This is a genomic window from Chitinophaga eiseniae (assembly GCF_012641265.1).
Classification (GTDB): Bacteria; Bacteroidota; Bacteroidia; order Chitinophagales; family Chitinophagaceae; genus Chitinophaga; species Chitinophaga eiseniae_A.
The window spans coordinates 93,365-114,504 of record NZ_JABAHZ010000013.1 but is presented as its reverse complement, the minus strand read 5'-3'; the positions used below and the strand labels follow the sequence as shown (position 1 = coordinate 114,504).

At 45.9% G+C, this 21,140-nt stretch carries 23 protein-coding genes; 7 read left to right on the top strand and 16 right to left on the bottom strand.

The genetic code is table 11. The features are described from left to right. Positions 1-272 precede the first annotated feature (272 nt). The 4 genes from HGH91_RS30050 to HGH91_RS30035 all read right to left on the bottom strand — a co-directional run bounded on the left by HGH91_RS30050 (position 273) and on the right by HGH91_RS30035 (position 5,425). Positions 273-2,186, bottom strand: coding sequence for a sensor histidine kinase (locus HGH91_RS30050; protein WP_168742932.1), 1,914 nt, complete (start codon positions 2,184-2,186; stop codon positions 273-275). Next, complete coding sequence (locus tag HGH91_RS30045; protein WP_168742931.1) at positions 2,186-4,117, bottom strand: sensor histidine kinase; 1,932 nt, start codon at positions 4,115-4,117, stop codon at positions 2,186-2,188. Before HGH91_RS30045 ends, HGH91_RS30050 begins: the two co-directional genes overlap by 1 nt. Before the next feature lie 74 nt (positions 4,118-4,191). Further along, complete coding sequence (locus HGH91_RS30040; protein WP_145664669.1) at positions 4,192-4,887, bottom strand: NUDIX hydrolase; 696 nt, start codon at positions 4,885-4,887, stop codon at positions 4,192-4,194. A 46-nt stretch (positions 4,888-4,933) separates the two neighbouring features. Further along, a complete protein-coding gene (locus HGH91_RS30035) occupies positions 4,934-5,425 on the bottom strand; it encodes a DinB family protein (RefSeq protein WP_168742930.1) in 492 nt (163 codons plus the stop codon). Between the two features lie 213 nt (positions 5,426-5,638). Here HGH91_RS30035 and HGH91_RS30030 point away from each other — a divergent pair, with 213 nt between their 5' ends. After that, positions 5,639-6,106, top strand: coding sequence for a GNAT family N-acetyltransferase (locus tag HGH91_RS30030; protein WP_168742929.1), 468 nt, complete (start codon positions 5,639-5,641; stop codon positions 6,104-6,106). A 73-nt stretch (positions 6,107-6,179) separates the two neighbouring features. Continuing rightward, positions 6,180-7,025: a GNAT family N-acetyltransferase gene (locus tag HGH91_RS30025; protein ID WP_168742928.1), complete on the top strand. Its 846-nt coding sequence runs from the start codon at positions 6,180-6,182 to the stop codon at positions 7,023-7,025. A gap of 59 nt (positions 7,026-7,084) precedes the next feature. Here HGH91_RS30025 and fabD read toward each other — a convergent pair whose 3' ends face one another. The 3 genes from fabD to HGH91_RS30010 all read right to left on the bottom strand — a co-directional run bounded on the left by fabD (position 7,085) and on the right by HGH91_RS30010 (position 9,198). Continuing rightward, the gene (gene fabD / locus HGH91_RS30020) at positions 7,085-7,975 is read right to left on the bottom strand and encodes an ACP S-malonyltransferase (protein ID WP_168742927.1); all 891 of its coding nucleotides are present in this window, start codon (positions 7,973-7,975) and stop codon (positions 7,085-7,087) included. A gap of 169 nt (positions 7,976-8,144) precedes the next feature. Next, complete coding sequence (gene folE / locus HGH91_RS30015; protein WP_168742926.1) at positions 8,145-8,732, bottom strand: GTP cyclohydrolase I FolE; 588 nt, start codon at positions 8,730-8,732, stop codon at positions 8,145-8,147. A gap of 52 nt (positions 8,733-8,784) precedes the next feature. Next, positions 8,785-9,198 (bottom strand): 6-pyruvoyl trahydropterin synthase family protein, encoded by a 414-nt coding sequence (locus tag HGH91_RS30010; RefSeq protein WP_168742925.1) that lies wholly within the window; start codon positions 9,196-9,198, stop codon positions 8,785-8,787. A 114-nt stretch (positions 9,199-9,312) separates the two neighbouring features. Between HGH91_RS30010 and mqnB the strand changes: the two genes are divergently transcribed. Together mqnB and HGH91_RS30000 are read left to right on the top strand one after the other, a co-directional pair. Beyond that, on the top strand, positions 9,313-9,984 hold the full coding sequence (mqnB, locus tag HGH91_RS30005) for a futalosine hydrolase (protein WP_168742924.1): 672 nt from the start codon (positions 9,313-9,315) through the stop codon (positions 9,982-9,984). 24 nt (positions 9,985-10,008) lie between these two features. After that, positions 10,009-10,806: a 1,4-dihydroxy-6-naphthoate synthase gene (locus HGH91_RS30000; RefSeq protein ID WP_168742923.1), complete on the top strand. Its 798-nt coding sequence runs from the start codon at positions 10,009-10,011 to the stop codon at positions 10,804-10,806. Positions 10,807-10,896: 90 nt separating this feature from the next. Here the strand turns inward: HGH91_RS30000 and HGH91_RS29995 are convergent, their stop codons facing one another. From HGH91_RS29995 to HGH91_RS29955, 9 genes are all read right to left on the bottom strand, one after another. Further along, positions 10,897-12,201 (bottom strand): cryptochrome/photolyase family protein, encoded by a 1,305-nt coding sequence (locus HGH91_RS29995; RefSeq protein WP_168742922.1) that lies wholly within the window; start codon positions 12,199-12,201, stop codon positions 10,897-10,899. Between the two features lie 17 nt (positions 12,202-12,218). Then, the gene (locus tag HGH91_RS29990; protein ID WP_168742921.1) at positions 12,219-13,058 is read right to left on the bottom strand and encodes an aminotransferase class IV; all 840 of its coding nucleotides are present in this window, start codon (positions 13,056-13,058) and stop codon (positions 12,219-12,221) included. A 309-nt stretch (positions 13,059-13,367) separates the two neighbouring features. Beyond that, on the bottom strand, positions 13,368-14,024 hold the full coding sequence (locus HGH91_RS29985; protein WP_145664633.1) for a 3-oxoacid CoA-transferase subunit B: 657 nt from the start codon (positions 14,022-14,024) through the stop codon (positions 13,368-13,370). Between the two features lie 36 nt (positions 14,025-14,060). After that, positions 14,061-14,753 (bottom strand): CoA transferase subunit A, encoded by a 693-nt coding sequence (locus HGH91_RS29980; protein ID WP_168742920.1) that lies wholly within the window; start codon positions 14,751-14,753, stop codon positions 14,061-14,063. Positions 14,754-14,771: 18 nt separating this feature from the next. Further along, positions 14,772-15,266, bottom strand: a complete 495-nt coding sequence (locus HGH91_RS29975) for a DUF4296 domain-containing protein (RefSeq protein ID WP_168742919.1) — start codon at positions 15,264-15,266, stop codon at positions 14,772-14,774. 44 nt (positions 15,267-15,310) lie between these two features. After that, positions 15,311-16,240 carry a DUF4835 family protein gene (locus HGH91_RS29970; protein WP_168742918.1) on the bottom strand — a complete coding sequence of 310 codons (930 nt, stop codon included), beginning with the start codon at positions 16,238-16,240 and terminating at the stop codon, positions 15,311-15,313. Further along, positions 16,233-17,441, bottom strand: a complete 1,209-nt coding sequence (gene coaBC, locus HGH91_RS29965) for a bifunctional phosphopantothenoylcysteine decarboxylase/phosphopantothenate--cysteine ligase CoaBC (RefSeq protein WP_168742917.1) — start codon at positions 17,439-17,441, stop codon at positions 16,233-16,235. The genes HGH91_RS29970 and coaBC overlap by 8 nt, the downstream gene beginning before the upstream one ends. A 118-nt stretch (positions 17,442-17,559) precedes the next feature. Beyond that, complete coding sequence (locus HGH91_RS29960; RefSeq protein WP_142683742.1) at positions 17,560-17,901, bottom strand: DNA-directed RNA polymerase subunit omega; 342 nt, start codon at positions 17,899-17,901, stop codon at positions 17,560-17,562. After that, a complete protein-coding gene (locus HGH91_RS29955) occupies positions 17,870-18,700 on the bottom strand; it encodes an outer membrane protein assembly factor BamD (protein WP_168742916.1) in 831 nt (276 codons plus the stop codon). Before HGH91_RS29955 ends, HGH91_RS29960 begins: the two co-directional genes overlap by 32 nt. A gap of 363 nt (positions 18,701-19,063) precedes the next feature. Here HGH91_RS29955 and mraZ point away from each other — a divergent pair, with 363 nt between their 5' ends. The 3 genes from mraZ to HGH91_RS29940 all read left to right on the top strand — a co-directional run bounded on the left by mraZ (position 19,064) and on the right by HGH91_RS29940 (position 20,984). Continuing rightward, complete coding sequence (mraZ, locus tag HGH91_RS29950; RefSeq protein ID WP_317166865.1) at positions 19,064-19,570, top strand: division/cell wall cluster transcriptional repressor MraZ; 507 nt, start codon at positions 19,064-19,066, stop codon at positions 19,568-19,570. 12 nt (positions 19,571-19,582) lie between these two features. After that, entirely contained in the window at positions 19,583-20,494 is a 912-nt protein-coding gene (gene rsmH / locus HGH91_RS29945; protein WP_168742915.1) for a 16S rRNA (cytosine(1402)-N(4))-methyltransferase RsmH, read from the top strand. Between the two features lie 103 nt (positions 20,495-20,597). Next, on the top strand, positions 20,598-20,984 hold the full coding sequence (locus HGH91_RS29940; protein WP_317166864.1) for an FtsL-like putative cell division protein: 387 nt from the start codon (positions 20,598-20,600) through the stop codon (positions 20,982-20,984). The last annotated feature ends 156 nt before the right edge of the window (positions 20,985-21,140 follow it).

The window sequence follows — 21,140 nt, the reverse complement described above, 5'->3', positions numbered from 1 at the left end:
TTAATAGCCCTACCTTGTTTTTAATTAACTTTACTGCTGTATTCATTTCTGACGGTTTATGGGTTAATGAATAAGTGTGGTTACTTAAAATTAACCCTAACTGTCAGATTAAATCGCAACTATTCCACTTTATAATCAATACAGACCGCATCTGGCCCTTAAACTTAAAACACCAGGTCAGGTCCACGAACAAAAAATCCCGGTCATCTAATGACGACCGGGAATATCTTTAAATCTGTCAACCTATTTCAGGACGACACATTCTGCTACCTTCACACCCTTAACGAAACAGTGATTACCACGTAGCTATCTTCGCTATCAGTAACCTCCATCCCCCCGTTCATCTTCTCTAAAAAATCCCTGGTAATAGCATAATTCAGGGCATGCGTATTGTCCTGCCAATTAGATAAAGACGTTATAACATCTGTTGCCCCAATACCCGTATCTACCATAAAACGGATATATATAACCGGTGCAATTGTCCAGGTAGTTATCACCAGTGAACGGTCCGGCTGCGAATAATGCACAGACAACTGCAGTATATGCAGGAACACCATCCGGAGCATTTCCGGGTCGGCCTTTACCATGCAATTTGCAGGTAGCTGATTCACTATCTCCAGCTTTTTTTCGGCAGCAGTGCCCTCCACCTGGTGTAAGGTGGTCAGCAGGAGATCGTAAGCATGACAATCCACCGGCTGATACGTAAACCCTGATAATTGCAACCGTATCCATTTTAGAATATTATCAAACACGGCCAGCGTATCGCCCGATACAGCGGCTATTTTCCGGATCAATGCCACCATGGTAGCCGGATCCACACCTGGTTCCCTTAAACGGGTAGCTACCTCAGAAATGTAATAAAGTGGCGTTCTGAAATCATTGGCAAGAATGGTGATCAGCTTATTTTTAAACTCATCGTTTGCACGCAACGCCACATGCTTCAAGGATATACTGGCATAACTCTTCACCATCATTTCCTCCTGTTTCCCGGCTAACCGGTACTCCTGGTACCTAAAATACAGGAGCACCATCAGTAGTAAAACGATGGTGAATACTCCGGCTATCACCACCTGGGTACTTCTCCGCCTCATTGTCACTTCCTCCAATGCTGTCTGTAGCTGTTGATTGCGATCGGCCTGCTGCCGCAGTGCCTCCTGTTTCACGAAATAATCAATATAGTTGATCCCCTCCCTGCTTTGTACGTCTGTTCGTGCTGCTGACAGGCGCATTACCTCCTGGCTGTAGTAAGCAATTTTACGCTTATCACCTGCGGCACGGTATTGCTTGAACAACCCGGCCAGGGCAGGCAGGTTCAACTCTGCGCAACCTGCCTTCCTGGCCAGATCGTACGAAAGCTCCCGGTAATAGGTCATGTTAATGGGGTATCCCATGGCAGGATAATCTTCCAGGTGGCTGTAAATCTCCATCGCTACGTAGGGCAGCCCCCGATGTAATGCAGCAGTAGCCAGCTTGTTGATCACCGCCTCTCCCTCTCTGCCCCGGCCCTGCCTGACCAGGGAGTCGGCTGCAAAGGCATCAATGTATAACGAAAACCTGCTCTGAGGATATTTGCCTGCCAGCTGTTTTGCCTTGCGCAGCGCCCATTGCAGGGAATCCCTGCGGGTACTGTCCTGGTAAAAACGCATCACATAATTAACCAGTAGCATGCTATAAAGGGAATCCTGTGCATCCGGAAGACGACTGGCCATCTGGAAAGCCTCGTAAAAATAATTCCCTGCATCGTCCTTCCTTCCCATGTTGAGATAATAGATATAAAGGTTATTCAGGGTATTGCAAATACGTACACTATCCGACAACGACTTATGCAACTGAAGGGCTCTATAGGCATAGATAGCGGCAATGCTGAAATCTGTTTTCAGTGCATAACGGTAACTGATCACATCAAAGGCATCTGCAATCCCATGAGGATATTGCAGATGCTCGGCTATCTCCAGTTCCCGGATGGCATACCGGAAACTACTGTCGATATTAATCATCATGTACAGGGTACCAATTTTACCCAACGTATTCACATATGCCGCACTGTCCCGCTGTTCATGCAATTCCTGCAACAGGACCGGCAATTGCGGGTCTTGTGCGACTGCATGATTCACCTGGCCTAACCATAACATCGCAATACCCATAGCGAATGCCAGGTTCCTGAACCTTGTACGTATACTTATCATTACTTCCTCAATACCATTTTCTTTGCCTCCGGCAACCGGTAATAAAAAGTGCTTCCTCTATCCTGGTTATTATTGGCGCTAATAGTTCCGCCCATTTTTTCAATAAAGTCTTTACAGATAATCAATGCAACACCGGCGCCTTTTCCGGGCCGTTCCTGTTGCTCTGCCTGGCTGTTCCAGCTAAACAACCTGGATAATACCGTTGTATCTATACCGGTACCGGCATCTTTAAAGGCTACCTGCAGCCATTCCTTTTCACGTATAGCCGTTACAGTTATAGTACTATGTTTCGGTGAAAATTTGATCGCATTATGCAAAAAATTACGGTGAATGAACTGCAGCATTTCATAATCTGCATTCACCGTAATCGCATCCGGGATTTCTTTCTGTACCTGGATATCTTTTTCTGCCAGTAAATGATGCAGGGTATTGACGGTTGTATCGATCATATCTGACAACAGGAAAATTCCGGGACGATATACAAAACCTGATAACTGGGTACGTATCCACGCCAATATTTCTTCGAATACGGTGAGCGTAGCCGCAGCACTGGTTTCTACCTGCAGGATCATATCGGCAGCGTCTGTTACTGTCAGCGCTTCCTCTTCTATAAACCCGGTGATATTAACAATGTTATGCAGGGGCGTTCTGAAATCATGCGCAATCATAGAAATCAGCTTATTCTTAAAATCATCGCTTTCCTGCAACGCTTTATTACCTTTACGGATTTCTTCCCGCAAAACGGCCATACTGGCTGCATTCATATGCGAAAGACGGTATGCGCGCACAAAATACAGCAACAAAATAGCCAATAGTATAGCAATGGCGGTGATGATGATCACCTGGTAATACCAGAAATAGTTGTTGCTTTTGCCTTGCTGCAGTTTAGCATGTTGCAGCTGGTATTGCATACGCAGCGAATCCATCAACTCATCGCCGAAAACATAAGACAGGTAGTCTGCTTCCCCCTCCTGTATATCTTCCTGCTGTTGTTGCATTACCTGCAATGCCAGCTGGCTGTAGCTGGCCGCCCGCAGCGAATCCTGCTGCTGCTGATACCAGTTGAACAACGTAGTAATGACCGGCAGCATCAGTCCTGTATACCCTCCTGCCACTGCATAACTAAGCGACCGCTGCTGATATTGTAAGGAATCCGGCCTTCTCTGCCAGATGAGATACCCGGCCAATTGCGTACAGGCGTACATGGCGATATAATTCAGGCCCTGATGATCGGCGGTGGCTATCACTCCTTTCAGCTGCGCTTCTGCGGCGGGAACATTCCCGGCCCGTAGCGTTTCATTTGCCAGGAATAGCTTTACGTATAAACTACCCAGGTAGTCGTTATACTGAGAAGTCAGTGCTACTGCCTGTTGCAGGGCTTTCTGTGCCACAGGCAGCACGCTGGTATCCGCAGCGTTGATCATATAGTAGTTGATTAACACCCAGGCCCGAAGAGAGTCGAGATGCTGATCCCAGGCTACTTTCAGCGCTTTGCTTACATAATATTGTGCAGCCGGATGGTTACCCTGGTATTGATAATAATTGCCAATATTCATCAGGGCGGCTACTACCCCGGCAGAGTCGCCGGCAGTGCGACTTGCTTCCAATGCTTTTCCATAAAATAGAAAGGATAAATAGCGGTGAGGCCGGAGGGAGTAATAACGACCAAGACCCCGTAAGGCATTGCGTTGGCCTTTTTCATAGCCAATACTCGTAGCAATGGTATTGGCGGCAGTGGCGTAAATCCCGCTGCTGTCGAGCTGACAGGGAATGTAGCAGGCAGACAGGCGGTTTAGCGCGTCTACATACTTCATGCTATCCGTTATTGTCGGTAACGCATGCTTAATGTTTGTAATTTCATTCTGCTGGGCGTACAATCCCCCGGTGATCAGTAACAGGCAGGAAAGCGCCATGTAACGCAAACGGGACATATCTGGAAGTCAACTGCCCGTAAAATAGCGGTATTTACGGTGCCGACTGTCATCCATTTTGTTCATTTTACAAACTAGATCTCAAAGACCAGTCCTTTGCGTTTCAGTGCTTCATATTTTTCAGGATCAAAGCGATACAGATGTGCTCCTTTCTTGGAAGATGTTTTGTCTTTTTCATCCAGTTTTTCCATTACATCCAGGGAGAGAATTTTCTTGCGGAAATTGCGCTTATCCAGGGTTTTCCGGTAAATTTCTTCATACAGGCACCTGAGCTGAGAGAGGGTGAATTTTTCCGGCAGCAGTTCGAAACCAATAGGATGGAACTGGGCATTATTACGCAAGGCGGTCAGCGCATCTTCAATCATCTTTCCATGATCAAAAATCAGGTCGGGGATTTCATGTAATTCCAGCCAGTGGGCGCCATGCTCCCTGGCCAGCGGTTTATCGTGATTAGTAATACGGATCAGGGCATAATAGGCGACCGAAATTACCCGGGCGCCGGTATCGCGGGCCACATCACCATAGCAATGCAGCTGGTTCATATAAATGTCATTAAGCCCGGTAGTATGCTCCAATACACGTGCTGCCGCTTCGTCCGTGCTCTCTTCTTCCTGCACAAAACCGCCCACCAACGACCATTCGCCCGCCATAGGGGCTACTTTACGTTGCATGATCAACAATTTCAACCGGCCTTCATCAAAGCCGAAGATGATACAATCTACTGCTACCAGGTGCCTGGGAGCCTTCGCATAAAAGGAGGCAGCATTCATAATGGAACTTTAAAGGCAAAAGATCGGTAAAAATAATAAAACCAGCCTACTTTTTAGGCTTAAAACGGCTGTATTCCACAGCCGGTAACCGGTGAATACCCAACTGCGCTAACATATATACCAGTTGACCACGGTAAAAGGTACTATTGGTGCATACCTGGACGATGGCATCCTCCACGGCTATCTTATAATGCTCACTCTTTTTGAGGGTATAGGCAATCGTATGGTTCAACCGCACCTGGGGAGCCTTTGCTACCCACTCTTCCAGTAATGCCGATTGCTTCAGCCAGGCTGCGCAGGCCGCCGCAAAAGAATCGTTAAAGCCGGTTGTAGGATCTGTGGTCTTTTCTACCAGCTGCAAACGCTGGTACCAGCAACTTTCCTCCGACCATAAGTGATAAACCGCTTTCCGCAGGGTAGAAAAACGCCCTCCCAGCTCCTGGTCCAATTGCTCCGTTGTTAACTTCCCTAATCCCTTCACCAGCTGCTGATTAGCCCAATGATTATGCGCAGCCAAATGCACAAGCAAATTTTTCATGTTAAAAGAGATTAATAGTCACGCCCTGGTAAACACCTTCCAAATTACAATATTGTTTTTCATTTTAGCATATGATATTTTACCAATCTTCCTGTCGCCCCGGTAGTATACCCAATGCCTGTATTGGAATACAGTGGATCCACACAATTTTGATTATTTTGCACCCGGCATTTTAAAACAAAGCGCCGGTTCACCGGCATAACATTTACAGCTATGGAAGATATAACGTTAAGGGTTGCACGAAAAGAGGATTGCCCCCGTTTGATGGAGCTGATCCGCGAACTGGCGGAATATGAAAAAGCATCGGAAGAAGTAACTGTCACCATGGCCCATTTCGAAGAATCGGGCTTTGGCCCTCATCCGGTATGGAAAGCGTTTGTAGCTACCACTATGGTGGAAGGCCGGGAAATGATCCATGGTATGGCGTTGTACTATATCCGTTATTCAACCTGGAAAGGATGCCGTATGTACCTGGAAGATATTATTGTTACCCGTGAATGGCGTGGTAAGGGACTGGGTAAATTACTCTTTGATCAGCTGATTTTGGAAGCCGGAGAAAAACAATTCAGTGGCATTACCTTCCAGGTGCTGGAATGGAATACTCCTGCGATCAATTTCTATAAAAATTACACGAACAAATTCGACCCGGAATGGATAAACGTAGCCATCGAACTACGATAATTTTTCCGTTCATATAATTCTGGAAGGGTATATCCTCCATCCTTGCTAATATTGAGGATATACCCATTCCGTTATGACAATTGATTTCAGAACATTGCAACAAGTCGCTACCCCCGCGCTGTGCGACGCTTTCAATACTGCATTCAGCGATTATATAGTTCCCCTGCACCTTACTCCTTCCATCATGGAACAAAAAATACAGGGCGAAAACCTGCACCGGGATTATTCCATTGGCGCCTTTGCGGGCAATGAACTGGGAGGATTTATTTTACATGCACCAGACGACCACCTGCATCCCACCATGTTGTATAATGGCGGTACCGGCGTTATTCCCGGTTATCGCGGACAACGCCTGGTGCAGCAGATGTATGATCATTTCATTCCCCGTTACCAGCAACAGGGTATTCAGAAAATAATACTGGAAGTGATCAGCAGCAATATCCCTGCTATCAAAGCCTATAGTAGCACCGGTTTTGAAAAAATAAGAACGATCAATGCCTACAAGGGTAACATCCACATCGGTAAAATCCCGGTAGGCATCTCTGTAAAAGAAAATAAAACACCCGACTGGTCACTGCTGGCAACATTTATGGATATGGTACCCACCTGGTCTAATTCTGTGAGTACGCTACTCAGGGAAGCGCCGTTTACCACCACCTGGGAAGCAGCGATAGGCGGAGAAACAGTTGGCTATATCAGTGTACACCGCGATACACGCCGGATCCGTAATATAGCGGTACATCCCCGCTTCCGGCGACAGGGTGTGGGCAGTACCCTGCTTCAATATGCAGCCACCAGTCTCGACGGTCCTTTTACCATCATTAATATTGATGAAAATTTCCCGGAAATAGGGCTATTCCTGGAGCGTGCAGGCCTGGAACAATACCTATCGCAATATGAGATGGTGTTGACGTTGTAAGGCTAAAAGTAAAAAGCGAATAACTTCCGTTATTCGCTTTTTACTTTTAAATCATATCCTTAGTTAATACCGTTTACCACGGTGTCTTTGTTAATCTTCTGGATCAATCCCTGTAATACTTTACCAGGACCTACTTCGGTAAACTCTTTCGCCCCATCCGCTACCATGGCTTGTACAGACTGTGTCCATTTAACCGCGCCGGTCAGCTGATCAATGAGGTTTTGTTTGATTTGTGCAGGATCGGTTACTGCCGCTGCTGCCACGTTCTGATATACGGGGCAGGAAGGCGTATTAAAGGCAGTAGTTTCGATGGCTGCTTTCAGTTCTTCTTTGGCAGGCGCCATCAGCGGGGAGTGGAATGCACCACCTACCGGTAAAATCAGCGCTCTCTTGGCGCCGGCAGCCTTCATTCTTTCACAGGCAATTTCTACGCCTTTGAGGCTTCCTGAAATAACCAGTTGCCCGGGACAGTTATAGTTGGCTGGCACCACTATTTCGCCGGTTTCGGCGGTAACAGCAGCACAGATCTCTTCTACTTTTTCATCCGCCAGGGCCAGTACGGCGGCCATGGTGGATGGTTGCAGTTCACATGCTTTCTGCATGGCATTAGCGCGGATAGCTACCAGTTTCAGGGCTGCTTCAAACGACAATACACCATTGGCTACGAGTGCGGAAAACTCACCGAGAGAATGGCCGGCTACCATTTCAGGCTGTGAATGTTCGGTGCACAAAAAGGCAATTACTGCATGCAGGAATACAGCAGGCTGGGTAACATTGGTTTGTTTCAGATCTTCTTCTGTACCGGTAAACATGATATCAGAAATGCGGAATCCTAAGATGTTATTAGCCTGTTCAAAAAGTTCTTTTGCTTTTGCATTGGTGTCATACAGGTTTTTGCCCATTCCCGGAAACTGGGAACCTTGTCCGGGAAATACGTAAGCATGCTTCATGTGGAGATATTATAGTTTTAGCTTATCAAATTAAAATTTTCCAAATATACAAGTAAAAGAATTATAAATTATTTAGGGACCCTCAAATTTCATTTTTCCCGGTAGCACTGTGTAACAGTGCTATCCAAAAAATAAAATCTGAGCGTCCCTAAAATAGGTATAATGCTTTCTATCTGCCTATCAGCTTGAGGAATTCGGCCCTGGTAGTACCGTTCTCAAATTGTCCGCTGAAAGCGGAAGTAGTGGTAACAGAGTTTTGCTTTTGTACGCCACGCATCATCATACAGAGATGCTGGGCTTCGATCACTACCGCTACGCCTTGTGGCTGGAGCGTTTCCTGGATAGCATCCAGGATCTGATGCGTTAAGCGCTCCTGCACCTGCAGGCGGCGGGCAAATACATCCACTACCCTGGCTATTTTACTCAGTCCGGTAATATATCCGTTGGGAATATAGGCTACATGCGCCTTTCCAAAGAAGGGCAGCATATGGTGTTCACACATAGAATACAATTCTATATCTTTTACGATCACCATTTCACTATATGCTTCGGTAAACCGGGCGCCTTCCAATATTGCTTTAGCGTCTGACTGATACCCTTGTGTAAGCACCTGCATCGCCTTAGCCATACGTTCCGGCGTTTTTTGCAAGCCTTCCCGATCAGGATCTTCTCCCAATAATTGCAGGCATTCCCTATAATTCTCTACAAGACCGGACGTGATCTTATCATCGTATGTTTCAATCTTATTATATGCCATTCTTATATGATTTTAATAAATTCCAAGGCCGGCATATACGTATCCGTTTCCACTATTTTCCTCCGTAGTATTCTACGTATATGCGAGGGGTTTCATACAACTTGATACAGTGTAGTTGCACTTCTGCCGGCAGATGTTTGGCCAACTGGTCCCAGATAGCAATAGACAGGTTTTCGGCGGAAGTAAATTTACCTGCCATAAAATCAACATCCATATTGAGATTCCGGTGATCGATCTTCTCAATAACAGCATCCCGGATAATTACGCCTAAAGTCTTGGCATTGAATACAAACCCGGTCTCCGGGTCAGGATTACCTTTTATAGTGACGTGTAATTCGTAATTATGACCATGCCAGTTTTCGTTGGCACATTTCCCAAAAACTTCCTCGTTCTTCTCTTTGCTCCAGCCCGGGTTAGATAACTTATGCGCTGCATTGAAGTTCTCTACTCGCGTTAAATAAATCATTATTGCAAAAAATTTTCGCAAAAATACCACTATTAAGTGAGTAAGGCCAATTTATCCTAATTCCTGTCAATTGTTTTACATGGGAAGCTCTCATTTTTGCCGTACTTTTACCCCATGAAATTACTGGTAACAGCGGCTACCACACTGGAAATACAGCCATTTTTACAGTTCCTGGACCAACACCGCCCAACTTTATCTGCCGCTCATTGTGAAGTCGACGTACTCATCGCCGGCATTGGCATGATGCACACCGCTTTCCACCTCGGCCGGCACCTGGCCAATAATAAACCCGACATCGCCATCCAGGCAGGCATTGGGGGCGCCTTTGGCCCCCAATGGGAATTGGGACAGGTAGTGCTCATCCGGCAGGAATACCTGGCCGACCTGGGCGCAGAAGACAATGATCAGTTTAAAGATTTATTTGATATACAACTCTGGCAACCCTCCCAGGCGCCGTTTACCGGCACCAGCCTGGTCAATACCTTTTCCGGTCTCCCCTGGATGCCTGCCCTACCCACTGCTACCGGTGTTACGGTTAACCTGGTCAGCGGCAGCCTGCCCACTATACAGCGACTGGAACAACGCTATTCGCCAGACATAGAAAGCATGGAAGGCGCCGCCTTCCACTATGCCTGCCTGACGGAAAACGTACCTTTCCTGCAGCTGCGCAGCATTTCCAACCAGGTGGCTATCCGGGATAAAAGCAAATGGAAAATACCACTGGCCGTGAAAACATTAAATGAGGAACTGGTACAAACCGTGAAAACTTTGGCCGGCATTCAATAACAAGCAAATAAAATTTTGGAGCATATGCATTTATCGCTAGGATTTTCACCCTGCCCAAATGATACCTTCATTTTCGACGCATTGGTGAATAAAAAAATAGATACAAAAGATTTTACCTTCGATACCCATCTGGAAGACGTGGAAACACTCAATAACTGGGCTTTACAGGGTAAACTGGCCATTACGAAACTGAGCTTTGCGGTATACCTCAAAGTAAAAGACCAATACGACCTGCTCAACAGCGGCAGCGCACTGGGACGCGGCTGCGGCCCTTTACTTATTGCCAGGAAAGATATTCCTAAAGAGGAGATCAAAAACCTGCGCATTGCCATTCCGGGAGAAAATACTACCGCTAACCTCCTGTTTTCCATTGCGTTCCCCGAGGCGAAAAATAAAAAGATCATGGTGTTCTCCGAGATCGAAAACGCCGTATTAAACGGCGACGTAGATGCCGGTGTTATCATCCATGAAAACCGCTTTACCTACCAGCTGAAAGGCCTGGTAAAACTCATGGACATGGGCGAGTTCTGGGAACAGACTACCGGCAATCCCATCCCCCTGGGCGGCATCTTTATCAGGAAAGACGTACCGGAAGCTACCCGCCACCAACTCGACCAGCTCATTCACCAGAGTTTGCAGAACAGCTACACCACTTACCCTCAGCTCTCCGACTATGTAAAATCACATGCCCAGGAGATGGATGAACAGGTAATGCGTCAGCATATCGACCTGTATGTAAATGACTTTAGTCTCGACTTAGGCCAGGAGGGAAAGGCTGCCGTGACGGCGTTGATAGAAGCAGCGGAAAAAATCCGTTCTTAAACCAGCCGCCTGGGGTAATCAGTTTAAATCCATATTATTATAATACAACCATCTATAGCAAGCGGAGACCATAGATCTCCGCTTTGCTTTTTAGGATTTCAGCGCTTTCCCGTATACTTCCAATGCCCGCTTCCTCGCTACCTCATGTGATACGATTGGTTTCACATAGGTAGGCTCTTCAAACTCCGGCACCCATTTACGAATATATTGCAGGTCTTTATCAAATTTCTGCGTCTGCAAAGTGGGGTTAAATACCCGGAAATAAGGAGCCGCATCGCAGCCCGAACCAGCCGCCCATTGCCAGCCTCCGTTATTGGCGGCTAAATCGTAGTCTAATAACCTATCCGCAAAGTAGGCTTCTCCCCAGCGCCAGTCTATCAATAAATGCTTCGTTAAAAAACTCGCGGTAATCATGCGTACACGGTTGTGCATATAACCGGTAGCATTGAGTTCACGCATACCGGCATCCACAATAGGATAGCCTGTTTCGCCTTTACACCAGCGTTCAAATTCCTGTTCATTGTTACGCCACTGGATCTTATCGTATTCCTTTTTAAAAGAATGTCCCACTACATGCGGAAAATGCCAGAGTATCATCTGGTAAAACTCCCGCCATATCAGCTCTTTGGCGAAAGTATCGTTGAGTTGTAATGCGGGTTGCATCAGCGCACGAATACTAACGGTTCCAAAACGCAAATGAACACCTACCCTGGAAGTGCCCGCCATAGCAGGGAAGTCGCGGGTTTTATCGTACCCGCGGATCAGTGCTTCCGGCAATACATTTGCTGGAAAATATTTATTACCTGCCACAAAACCCATTTCCTTCAGGGAAGGAAGCAGCAATACCGGTTGCTGGTATAATTGCCTGATATAACGATGGCAGGGATAAGGCTTCAAATGAAAGGGAGTTAATGTATCGCGCCACTTCCGGCTATACGGCGTAAATATCGTATATGGTTCACCGTTATCTTTCAATACTTCATTCCGGTCGAGGATCACCTGGTCTTTATAAGTGTGAAAGGAAATGCCTCTTTCGCGGAGCTCCTTTTCCACCAGGGCGTCACGTACTTTTGCATAAGGTTCATAGTCATGATTGGTATATACTGCGGCTACATTATACCGCTGGGTCCAGTACGCAAAAGCAGCAGCAGGCGTGCCGTAAAAGATATCCAGGGAGGCGCCGTACAGTACCAGTTCCCGTTGCATATCTTCCAATGCCTCGTGGATAAATTGTAAGCGCAGATCCTGCTTATCTTCCAGGTCATCCAGTATATTCGTATCAAATACAAATACGGGCACCACCGGTTTACCAGCACATAATGCATAATAAAATGCGGCCTGGTCTTCCAGCCGCAGATCGCGGCGGAACCAGCATAAACTCACTTCAGGCTTCATGCAAACAGGTGATTTAGCTACAACATTCCTTCATGCAGTACTTCATGTAAAATAGCAGCGGTAGCATTGCCATAGCTGCTGTCGCGGAATACGCCTACCCAGCGAATACCATAAATGGCATTGGTCAGGAAGATTTCGTCTGCCATTTCCAGATCATCAATATCCAATGGGCGTTCTTCCACTTTAAAGGGCAATTCTGTTTGCAACAGGTATTTACGCATTACGCCACATACGCCTCCTTCCGAAGTAGGCGGCGTATATAGCACTTTGTTCCGTACAATGAATACATTGGCGATGGTACTGTCTGCCACACGGCCATACTGGTTCAGCAGGATCGCTTCATTCAGCCGGTGTTGTTTAGCGTACATAGCCGCCATTACATAAGGCAGGCAGTTATTGGATTTGATAGAAGAAAGTTTATCGCAACTCTTTTTCACATCCGGGAAGATATCAGTTACCAGGCCATTTTGATTTAACTCCAATACTGATTTACTTAATTCCCAGCATTGGATAATATAATTGGGCAAATTATTGACGGGGTCGTATAAACCGCCGTCAGAGCGGAATACAGCTACGCGTACACGTGCCAGGTGCGACACATTGTTTTTAGCGCAGAGGTCAGTGATCTGCTTAACAAAAAAAGCCTTGGTAAAATCAGCAGGAATGTCGAAGTGTAATAAATGTAAACTCGCGAGTAGTCGTTCAAAATGAAGATCGGCCAGTAATACATGGCCCTGGTATACTTTCAGCGTTTCGAAGCACCCATCCCCATATCTGAAGGAACGATTGTCCGCAGTAAAAATCGGGTCTGCCGCAGGAATATATTTACCATTATAACAAAGAAATCCAACTTGCACCTCGAACTATTTTAGCAAAGTGAAAGTTAGCACTTATTTGGCTATTTCTGAACTTTGAGATTTCCGGATTTTAACCCAGGAAAATATGTATGGAGATACAAAATATCTGATATCAAACAGTACTTGGCATTCCTTTTCTTAGCATTCCACCAGGTATGAATAATTAAATAATATCATTATTATAGATATATAAAGCGTCAAACATTCATATTTAATACTTAGTATAAAAATGATCACTTTGTAAAATAAAATGCCCCCGCTTCCTATAAAGGCGCAGAGGCACGGTAACGTATATATGTAATTATCCGGTCAGATCTTCATCTCCGGAATTTCACCTTCAACAATTAATCTTCCTGCTGTTTTAGCACGAATTTCGTCTACACTCACACCGGGCGCACGTTCCAGCAGTTTAAAACCATCTGGGGTAACATCCAGTACGGCCAGCTCTGTTACTACTTTCTTTACACAGTTCACACCGGTTAATGGCAGTGTACATTGCGGCAATAATTTACTTTCCCCCTTAGGATTGGTATGCATCATGGCCACGATAATATTACGTGCCGATGCCACCAGATCCATGGCGCCCCCCATTCCCTTTACCATCTTTCCCGGGATTTTCCAGTTGGCAATATCACCGTTATCAGCAACTTCCATTGCTCCCAGCACGGTGAGGTCTACTTTCCCAGCGCGGATCATACCAAAGCTCTCGGAAGAATCAAAGAAACTTCCTCCTGGTAATAGGGTAACAGTTTCCTTACCTGCATTGATCAGGTCTGCATCTATATCTTCTGTAGCCGGGTAAGGCCCCATGCCCAGTATACCGTTTTCTGATTGCAGCATAATAGACACTCCTGCCGGAATGTAATTGGATACGAGTGTTGGGATGCCAATACCCAGGTTAACATACATACCATCCCGCAGCTCCTGTGCTATTCTTTTGGCGATGCCATATTTGTCGAGCGACATAAAATTTCAGATTTGAAGAGTGGAAAATTTGATGAACTAGATCTTAACGGTTCTGCGTTCAATCCGTTTTTCATAGTTACCGCCCTGGAAGATGCGGTGCACATAAATACCCGGAACGTGGATGTTGTCCGGGTCCAGCTCTCCTGGCTCTACCAGGTGCTCTACCTCTGCAATTGTAATTTGTCCGGCTCTGGCCATAGAGGAACTGAAATTTCTCGTGGTTTTACGGAATACCAGGTTCCCCGAAGTATCGCCTTTCCAGGCTTTCACAATAGCGAAATCGGCATGCAGGGCCAGTTCCATCAAATGAGGTTTTCCGTTAAATAGCCTTACTTCTTTGCCTTCCGCCACCTCGGTGCCATAACCGGCAGGCGTAAAGAAGGCTGGAATGCCCATACCTGCCATCTGGATACGGGTGGCCAGGGTGCCCTGGGGAATCAGGTCTACCTCCAGCTCTCCGGCCAGTAACTGCCGCTCAAATTCTGCATTTTCGCCCACATAAGACGACATCATTTTCCGGATTTGCCGTGTTTTCAATAACAGCCCCAGGCCAAAGTCATCAACGCCTGCATTGTTGGAAATACAAGTCAATCCTTTTACAGCTTTCTTTACCAACGCGGTAATACAGTTTTCCGGAATACCACACAAACCAAACCCTCCCAGCATCAGCACCGCGCCATCCTGGATATCCTGTATCGCTTCATCGGCATTAGCTACTACTTTCTTCATGTTTTGGTGTTTTATAGATTATTGCTGCCGCTTAACAAAGGGCCGCATCGTGTCCATCCTGGGAACCAATATCACACTGTCGGCATAAGGGAAAATACTTTTCAAACGATACCGGACCGGCGCATTTTCTTCTATCGGGTTACCCAGCTTTTGTTTCCTGGTGGAAATATTATTCTGCACCATCTCCAATACCTCTTTCAACCTGCTGGGATGCGATTCATAATAGCGGTAACTATCCATAAATTCATGCACCGTTACTTTATGCAAATCCAGTATCTGCTTATAGTAGATCTTCACTTTTTCCTGTCTGACTGAATCGTAATTGGGAGAATAGGTAGTATTTTGCTGCACCTGCAACTCATTGCTATAAGCATCTGCAATAGACATATCTGTCATAATGCTGCTCATTTTATCTTTCGAAAGATATTTACCCGGTACTTTATCCCCCTCTCCGCAGGCAAATATAAACAGCACCAATAAAGCCAGGGGGGTATATTTTATTATATTCTTCATTATCTCATTTCACTTTTAGCAGGCAGATAATCTTCCTTCCGCCATTATTTCATCTGTTGATACCGTTGTGCATTGGGTACATCCATCTGGGACAGTAATTCCGCTGCACGGCTTCTTTCCTGTGGCATTGCTTTCGCAAATAACTTCTGTAATTCTTCCCCTTTTGCGGCAAAAAACACCTGCATCAGCATAGAATTGGGAATGTCCTGGTGAATGGAATATAACATATTCAGGCAATTCAGTACCGTAGCACGTCCCTTGGCTACATCATCGTACATCACATCCAGTCCCTGGCGATGGTATTGGTACATCACATCATGGAACTGGAGGAACTTGGCATTCAGCAGGTTATCCTGCAGCCAATAACGGTTACGATTCCCTTCAAAGGCCTTCCAACCGCTGATTTCCTTCCCATCTGGTGCATTATTCACAATATTCAGCGCTTTTTTGAAATAGGGGTCGCCGCCACGGGGAGAAAAAGAATCATAATCCAGCCCCAGTATAATATTCACATAATAGGCCAGAATAGCCGTAAGATTAGATGACATCGGGTCATTACCTACAATCCGGGTATCGCTGAATTCCAGCTGTTGAAATTCCACATACCGGAATACTACGCTGTTATCCTGGATGTTCATCAAACTGGTTACGTAGCTGGCGTTGTACACAGGCCGGGTAGCCTGTATTGTGAGACTGGCCTTATAAGTATCGGAACCTATAGTACCGGTTACATTCAGCAGGAAATTGCATTCAATCCGTTCGGCTGGGGTAAATGCATCGTTGGCCCAGTGACGGTTGTTGAGAAACTCCCGGATGGAATTTTGCAGGGTAGTAAATATCTTCTTATCTACACCTTGTACCTGGGCTGCCACCACAGATACATTGGCCCTGATTTCCTGGGCCTGGGCGGGGCGGCGGCAGTATAGGATCAATGCGCCAGCCAGCAGCAGAAGTAACGGGAAACGTTTATGCATGTTGCAATTCTATTATAGCGGAAACAATATCCTGCGCCACGGCCTGTTTAGATTTCAGTGGAAAGCTTTGTTCCCGGCCATTTTTATCGAACAGGGTTATTTTGTTGGTATCATAGTTAAAGCCCGCACCGGCATCGGCCAGTGAGTTCATCACGATCATATCCAGGTGCTTTTCCCGGAGTTTTTTGAGTGCATACTCCTTTTCGTTGTTGGTTTCCAGGGAAAAGCCTACCAGCAGCTGCTGAGGAGCTTTGGTATCTCCCAGCGAGCGCAGGATGTCGGGCGTTTTTTCCAGGTCAATATGTAACTGCGCTTCCCCCTTCTTGATTTTCTTATCAGCTATGTTAGCAGGGCGGTAATCTGCCACAGCAGCTGCTGCCACTACAATATCGGCCTGGGAAAAGCGGGTGGTTACGGCTTCAAACATTTCCTGGGCTGTTTGTATGCGGGTAGTGGTAATATCGGGGTGGCTGGTTTGCTGGGGGGTAGGCCCCAGTACCAGTTGCACATTGGCGCCCGCATCGGCCAGGGCTTCAGCAATAGCAATACCCATTTTTCCGCTGGAATGATTACTGATATAGCGTACCGGGTCAATATGTTCTATTGTGGGACCGGCAGTAACAATGGCTAATTTTCCGCCAAGTGGTTTATTTACAGGTACTTTTTGTTGAAAGTGCTGTTGCAGGTAGGCTACTATCTGTTCGGGTTCAGCCATGCGGCCTTCACCAAAGAGTCCGCTGGCCAGTTCCCCGGCGGCTACCGGTATTTGTTGATTTCCGTAGGAGATGAGTTTATCCACATTGCGGCGGGTAGCCGGATGATGCCACATGTCCTCGTCCATGGCGGGGGCAAACAGCACCGGGCAGGTAGCAGAGAGGTATACGGCCATTAAGAGGTTATCACAAAGGCCGGAAGCCATTTTAGCGATGGTATTGGCGGAGGCGGGGGCAATTACCATTACATCGGCCCAGCGTCCCAGCATTACATGGTTATTCCAGCTGCTATGGTCGCTGATATTCATGGGCACCTCGTTTTTGGAAAGGGTAGCCAGGGTGAGCGGGGTGATAAAGTCGGCAGCGGCGGGTGTCATCACCACTTTTACAGTAGCGCCTTCCTTTACCAGCAGCCGGATAAGGGTAGCCGCCTTATAGGCGGCGATGCTGCCGGACACTCCCAGCAGGATTTTCTTTCCTTGTAGCATGTTTATAGCGTCCATGGACATATACAAAAACGAAAAGCGGCAGAAATCATTCTGCCGCCATGAAATTAATATTTTTCTTTTTCGCAATCGCGTACCTCACAAAATAATGTGGGACGGATTAGCTGAACAAATCGTCGTCGTTCTTGCGGAAATAAATTTTGTTGTCCAGGAATTCCTGCGTAGCCTGAATAGCTGGATTAGCCAATCTTTCGTAAAAACGGGAAATTTCGATCTGCTCTTTATTCTCGTGCACTTCCTCGAGGTTGTCCGTATGGCTGGCAAACTCTTCCAGTTTGGAATGGAGCTCCTCTTTCACGGAAATATTGATCTGATTGGCGCGTTTGGCTATCACGGCAATAGACTCATATAAATTACCAGTTCTGTTCTTAATGTCGGTAGTATTTTTGGTTTCTACCCAGGGATTAAGGCTACTGGTTAGACTTCGCTTTAATTTGCTCATTATCCAGTGATTTTATGTTGTTTTGTGCTAAGGTATAAAATTTTTCGGCATCCGGCTTCAATTTGCTGTTCGGGTAGTGATCCGCGAAGTCCAGGTATTCGTCCAGCACAGTGGCATAACGCTCCTTCTGTTTCTCCGGGATACTGTTCTTAGCATAATTGTAATAAGCCCTGATAGCCATTACTTTGTATCCATCGCTTTTATCAGAGTCGGGGTAATTGCGCATCAGGCTTTTGAAGGCAATACCGGCTGCTTTAAAAAAGCCGAGGTTATAATACAATTCGGCGCTGTTGAACTCTTTCTTTTCCAGTTTGCGGCGGCACAATTCGATCACGAGATTGGCTTCCGCCACTTTTTCCGCAGTGGGATAGTTATTGATAAAGGTTTGCATAGCAGCAATGGCCTTCATGGTATTGGTTTGATCCAGGGATACCTTGGGCGACTGCTTATAATAGCAATAGGCCTGCATATAATCTATTTCCACGGCTCTTGGGCTGTTCGGGAACAGGTCCAGGTAATTTTTAAACTGGAAAGCTGCCTGGATATAATCCTTTACATAGTAAGAGCAGTATGCAAAATTATAATACATCGGCTCAAACTTATCGGTCCCCTTATACACTTGTACCAGGTCCGTATAGAGTGTAATTGCTGTATTGTATTTCTTCTTCTGGAATAACTGGTTGGCGTATTCCAGCTTCTTCTCAAAGTTGTTGCTTTTCTCTATTCTCCGTAACTGGTTATTACAGGAGGTGGTGATGACAAGCGCAATAACACTGATGTACAATAAAAATTTCTGCATAAAAGAGTGGCAAAATTAAGAATTAAATGTAAATGTAAGGCAGAGAGATTTTCATTGCTGTTAAAATTTTGCAAAAGAGGGAATTAAATCGGCCAAACAGCTGTTTTTCACCCTGGCGGCTGTGGCTGGTATTTATATATTTTCCCACTTTCTTGCTTTTCTCTAATATCCCGCAGGATATGTAATTAACACGATTTGCACATAAAACAAATACTTATAAACATATTATCAACATGCATTATTAAAAAATACACATTATCAGGTGCAAAATGGGATCGAAAGGGCTACTATAGCCGCCGGACCACCTGTGGAAAAAATTTATAAAGTATTTTTTCGTTAAAAAGTGGGAAAAAGTGTTATTTTGTGTTAGAAAATGGATTTTCAAGGACTTTGCCCCATGGTATGACAGGATTTCTCGGTGAATATGAATCGACGCTGGACGCAAAAGGACGCTTTCTGTTACCTGCTGGATTTAAAAAGCAGTTATCAGACGGGGCCGGAGGACAGTTTGTGATTAACCGAGGGTTTGAAAAATGCTTGTCCCTGTATCCCATGAATGAATGGCAGCCTATTTTCGAACGTATCAGCAAGTTGAATGACTTTGACCCAAAAGTAAGGGAATTCAGGCGGTACTTTCTAAACGGGGCCACCATTCTGGAGCTAGACAGTGCAGGAAGACTGCTGGTACCAAAAAACCTGCTGTCTTACGCCAATCTGGAAAAAGATATTGTGCTGGCAGCAGCAACCAATAAAATCGAGATCTGGGATAAAGCTAAATACCAGGAGTTCTTTGAAAATTTCTCACCAGGAGCGTTCAGTGATCTGGCACAACAGGTAATGGGAGGAGGAGATAACAACATTTCAATTTAAAGAGGGGAGCACATGGGCGAACAACAATATCATTTACCCGTTCTGCTGCAGGAAACTACGGAGCTGTTACAGATTAACCCGGAAGGGATATATGTAGATGCTACGTTTGGAGGCGGAGGACATTCAAGAGCCATATTGGAAAAACTGGGCAAAAACGGACGACTGATAGTATTCGATCAGGATGAAGATGCTTACCGCAACAGGATTATAGACGATCGCGTAACTTTTGTACAACAAAATTTCCGTCACCTGCAACGCTTTCTGAAATTGCACAAAGCCGAACAGGTAGATGGGGTACTGGCAGATCTGGGCGTTTCATCGCACCAGTTTGATACAGCAGAAAGAGGATTCAGCATTCGCTTCGATGGCGACCTGGATATGCGGATGGATCAGAGAACGGAATTTACCGCCGCCCAATTGCTGGCCACATGGGGAGAAGCAAGGTTACAACTGATTTTCCAGGAATATGGAGAAGTGACCAACGCCAAAACCCTGGCACAAACAATTGTTAAGCAACGCAAAACACACCCCATGCGCACCATCGCGGAATTCAAATCCGTTATCCAGCCCATCGTAAAAGGTAACCCGCAAAAATACCTGGCACAAGTCTTCCAGGCACTGCGTATTGCCGTCAACGATGAACTGGGCGCACTGAAAGATTTACTGGAGCAAGCTACCAACGTACTTAAACCGGGAGGCAGACTAGCCATCATTACTTTCCACTCGCTGGAAGACAGGATGGTGAAAAATTTTATGAAGACTGGCCGCTTTGATGAAGTACCCGAAGATCCGTTTGCGAAAGAAACACCCCCTAAATTGTTCAAATTAATCACAAAAAAACCGGTTACCGCCAGTGATGCAGAGTTGAAAGCCAATGGAAGATCCAGAAGTGCAAAACTGCGGGTAGCCGAAAAAACAACATGACGCGGATTGAAAAACCGCCCGTATTATCCTACCCTATCCTAGTACACATCTGTTTGATTTGCGTTCAGGTTTATATTGTCAATTTTTTAAAAAGACATAGCGCGTGTTGCAGGAAGTAGAAACTATCGAGACAATCCAGGATGCTCCGGAGGAGGTAAACAACAACACCTCACCGGATGAACAAAAAAAAGAATGGCGTTTGCGCATCAACTACCGAGCGTTGGTGCAAAACATGCCCTTCATCGGTTTCCTGGCCTGTTTAGCCCTCGTCTACATCGCTAACAGTCACCTCGCAGAGAAAAAAATAAGACGCATAAACAAACTGGGCAAAGAAATAAAAGAGCTCAAGTGGGAGTATATCAACGTGAAAAGTGAGCTCATGTTTCGCAGCAAGATGAGTGAAGTCAGCAAATCTGTAGAGCCGCTGGGACTTAAACAACTCAGCTCCCCTCCACAAAAGATTGTGCTGAAAAAGGAATCAGAAAAATGATTTTAATACTGATGCCTGACGCTGCCCGCCTGACCAAACAATCAGGTCGGGGATGCTGGTAAATCAAATCAATGGCAAGCATCTCAAATACAAATGCAGCCAGTGTCAGGTATCTTCTTAATAAGCTGTCAGCTCTTAACGATAGCCCTTAGCCAT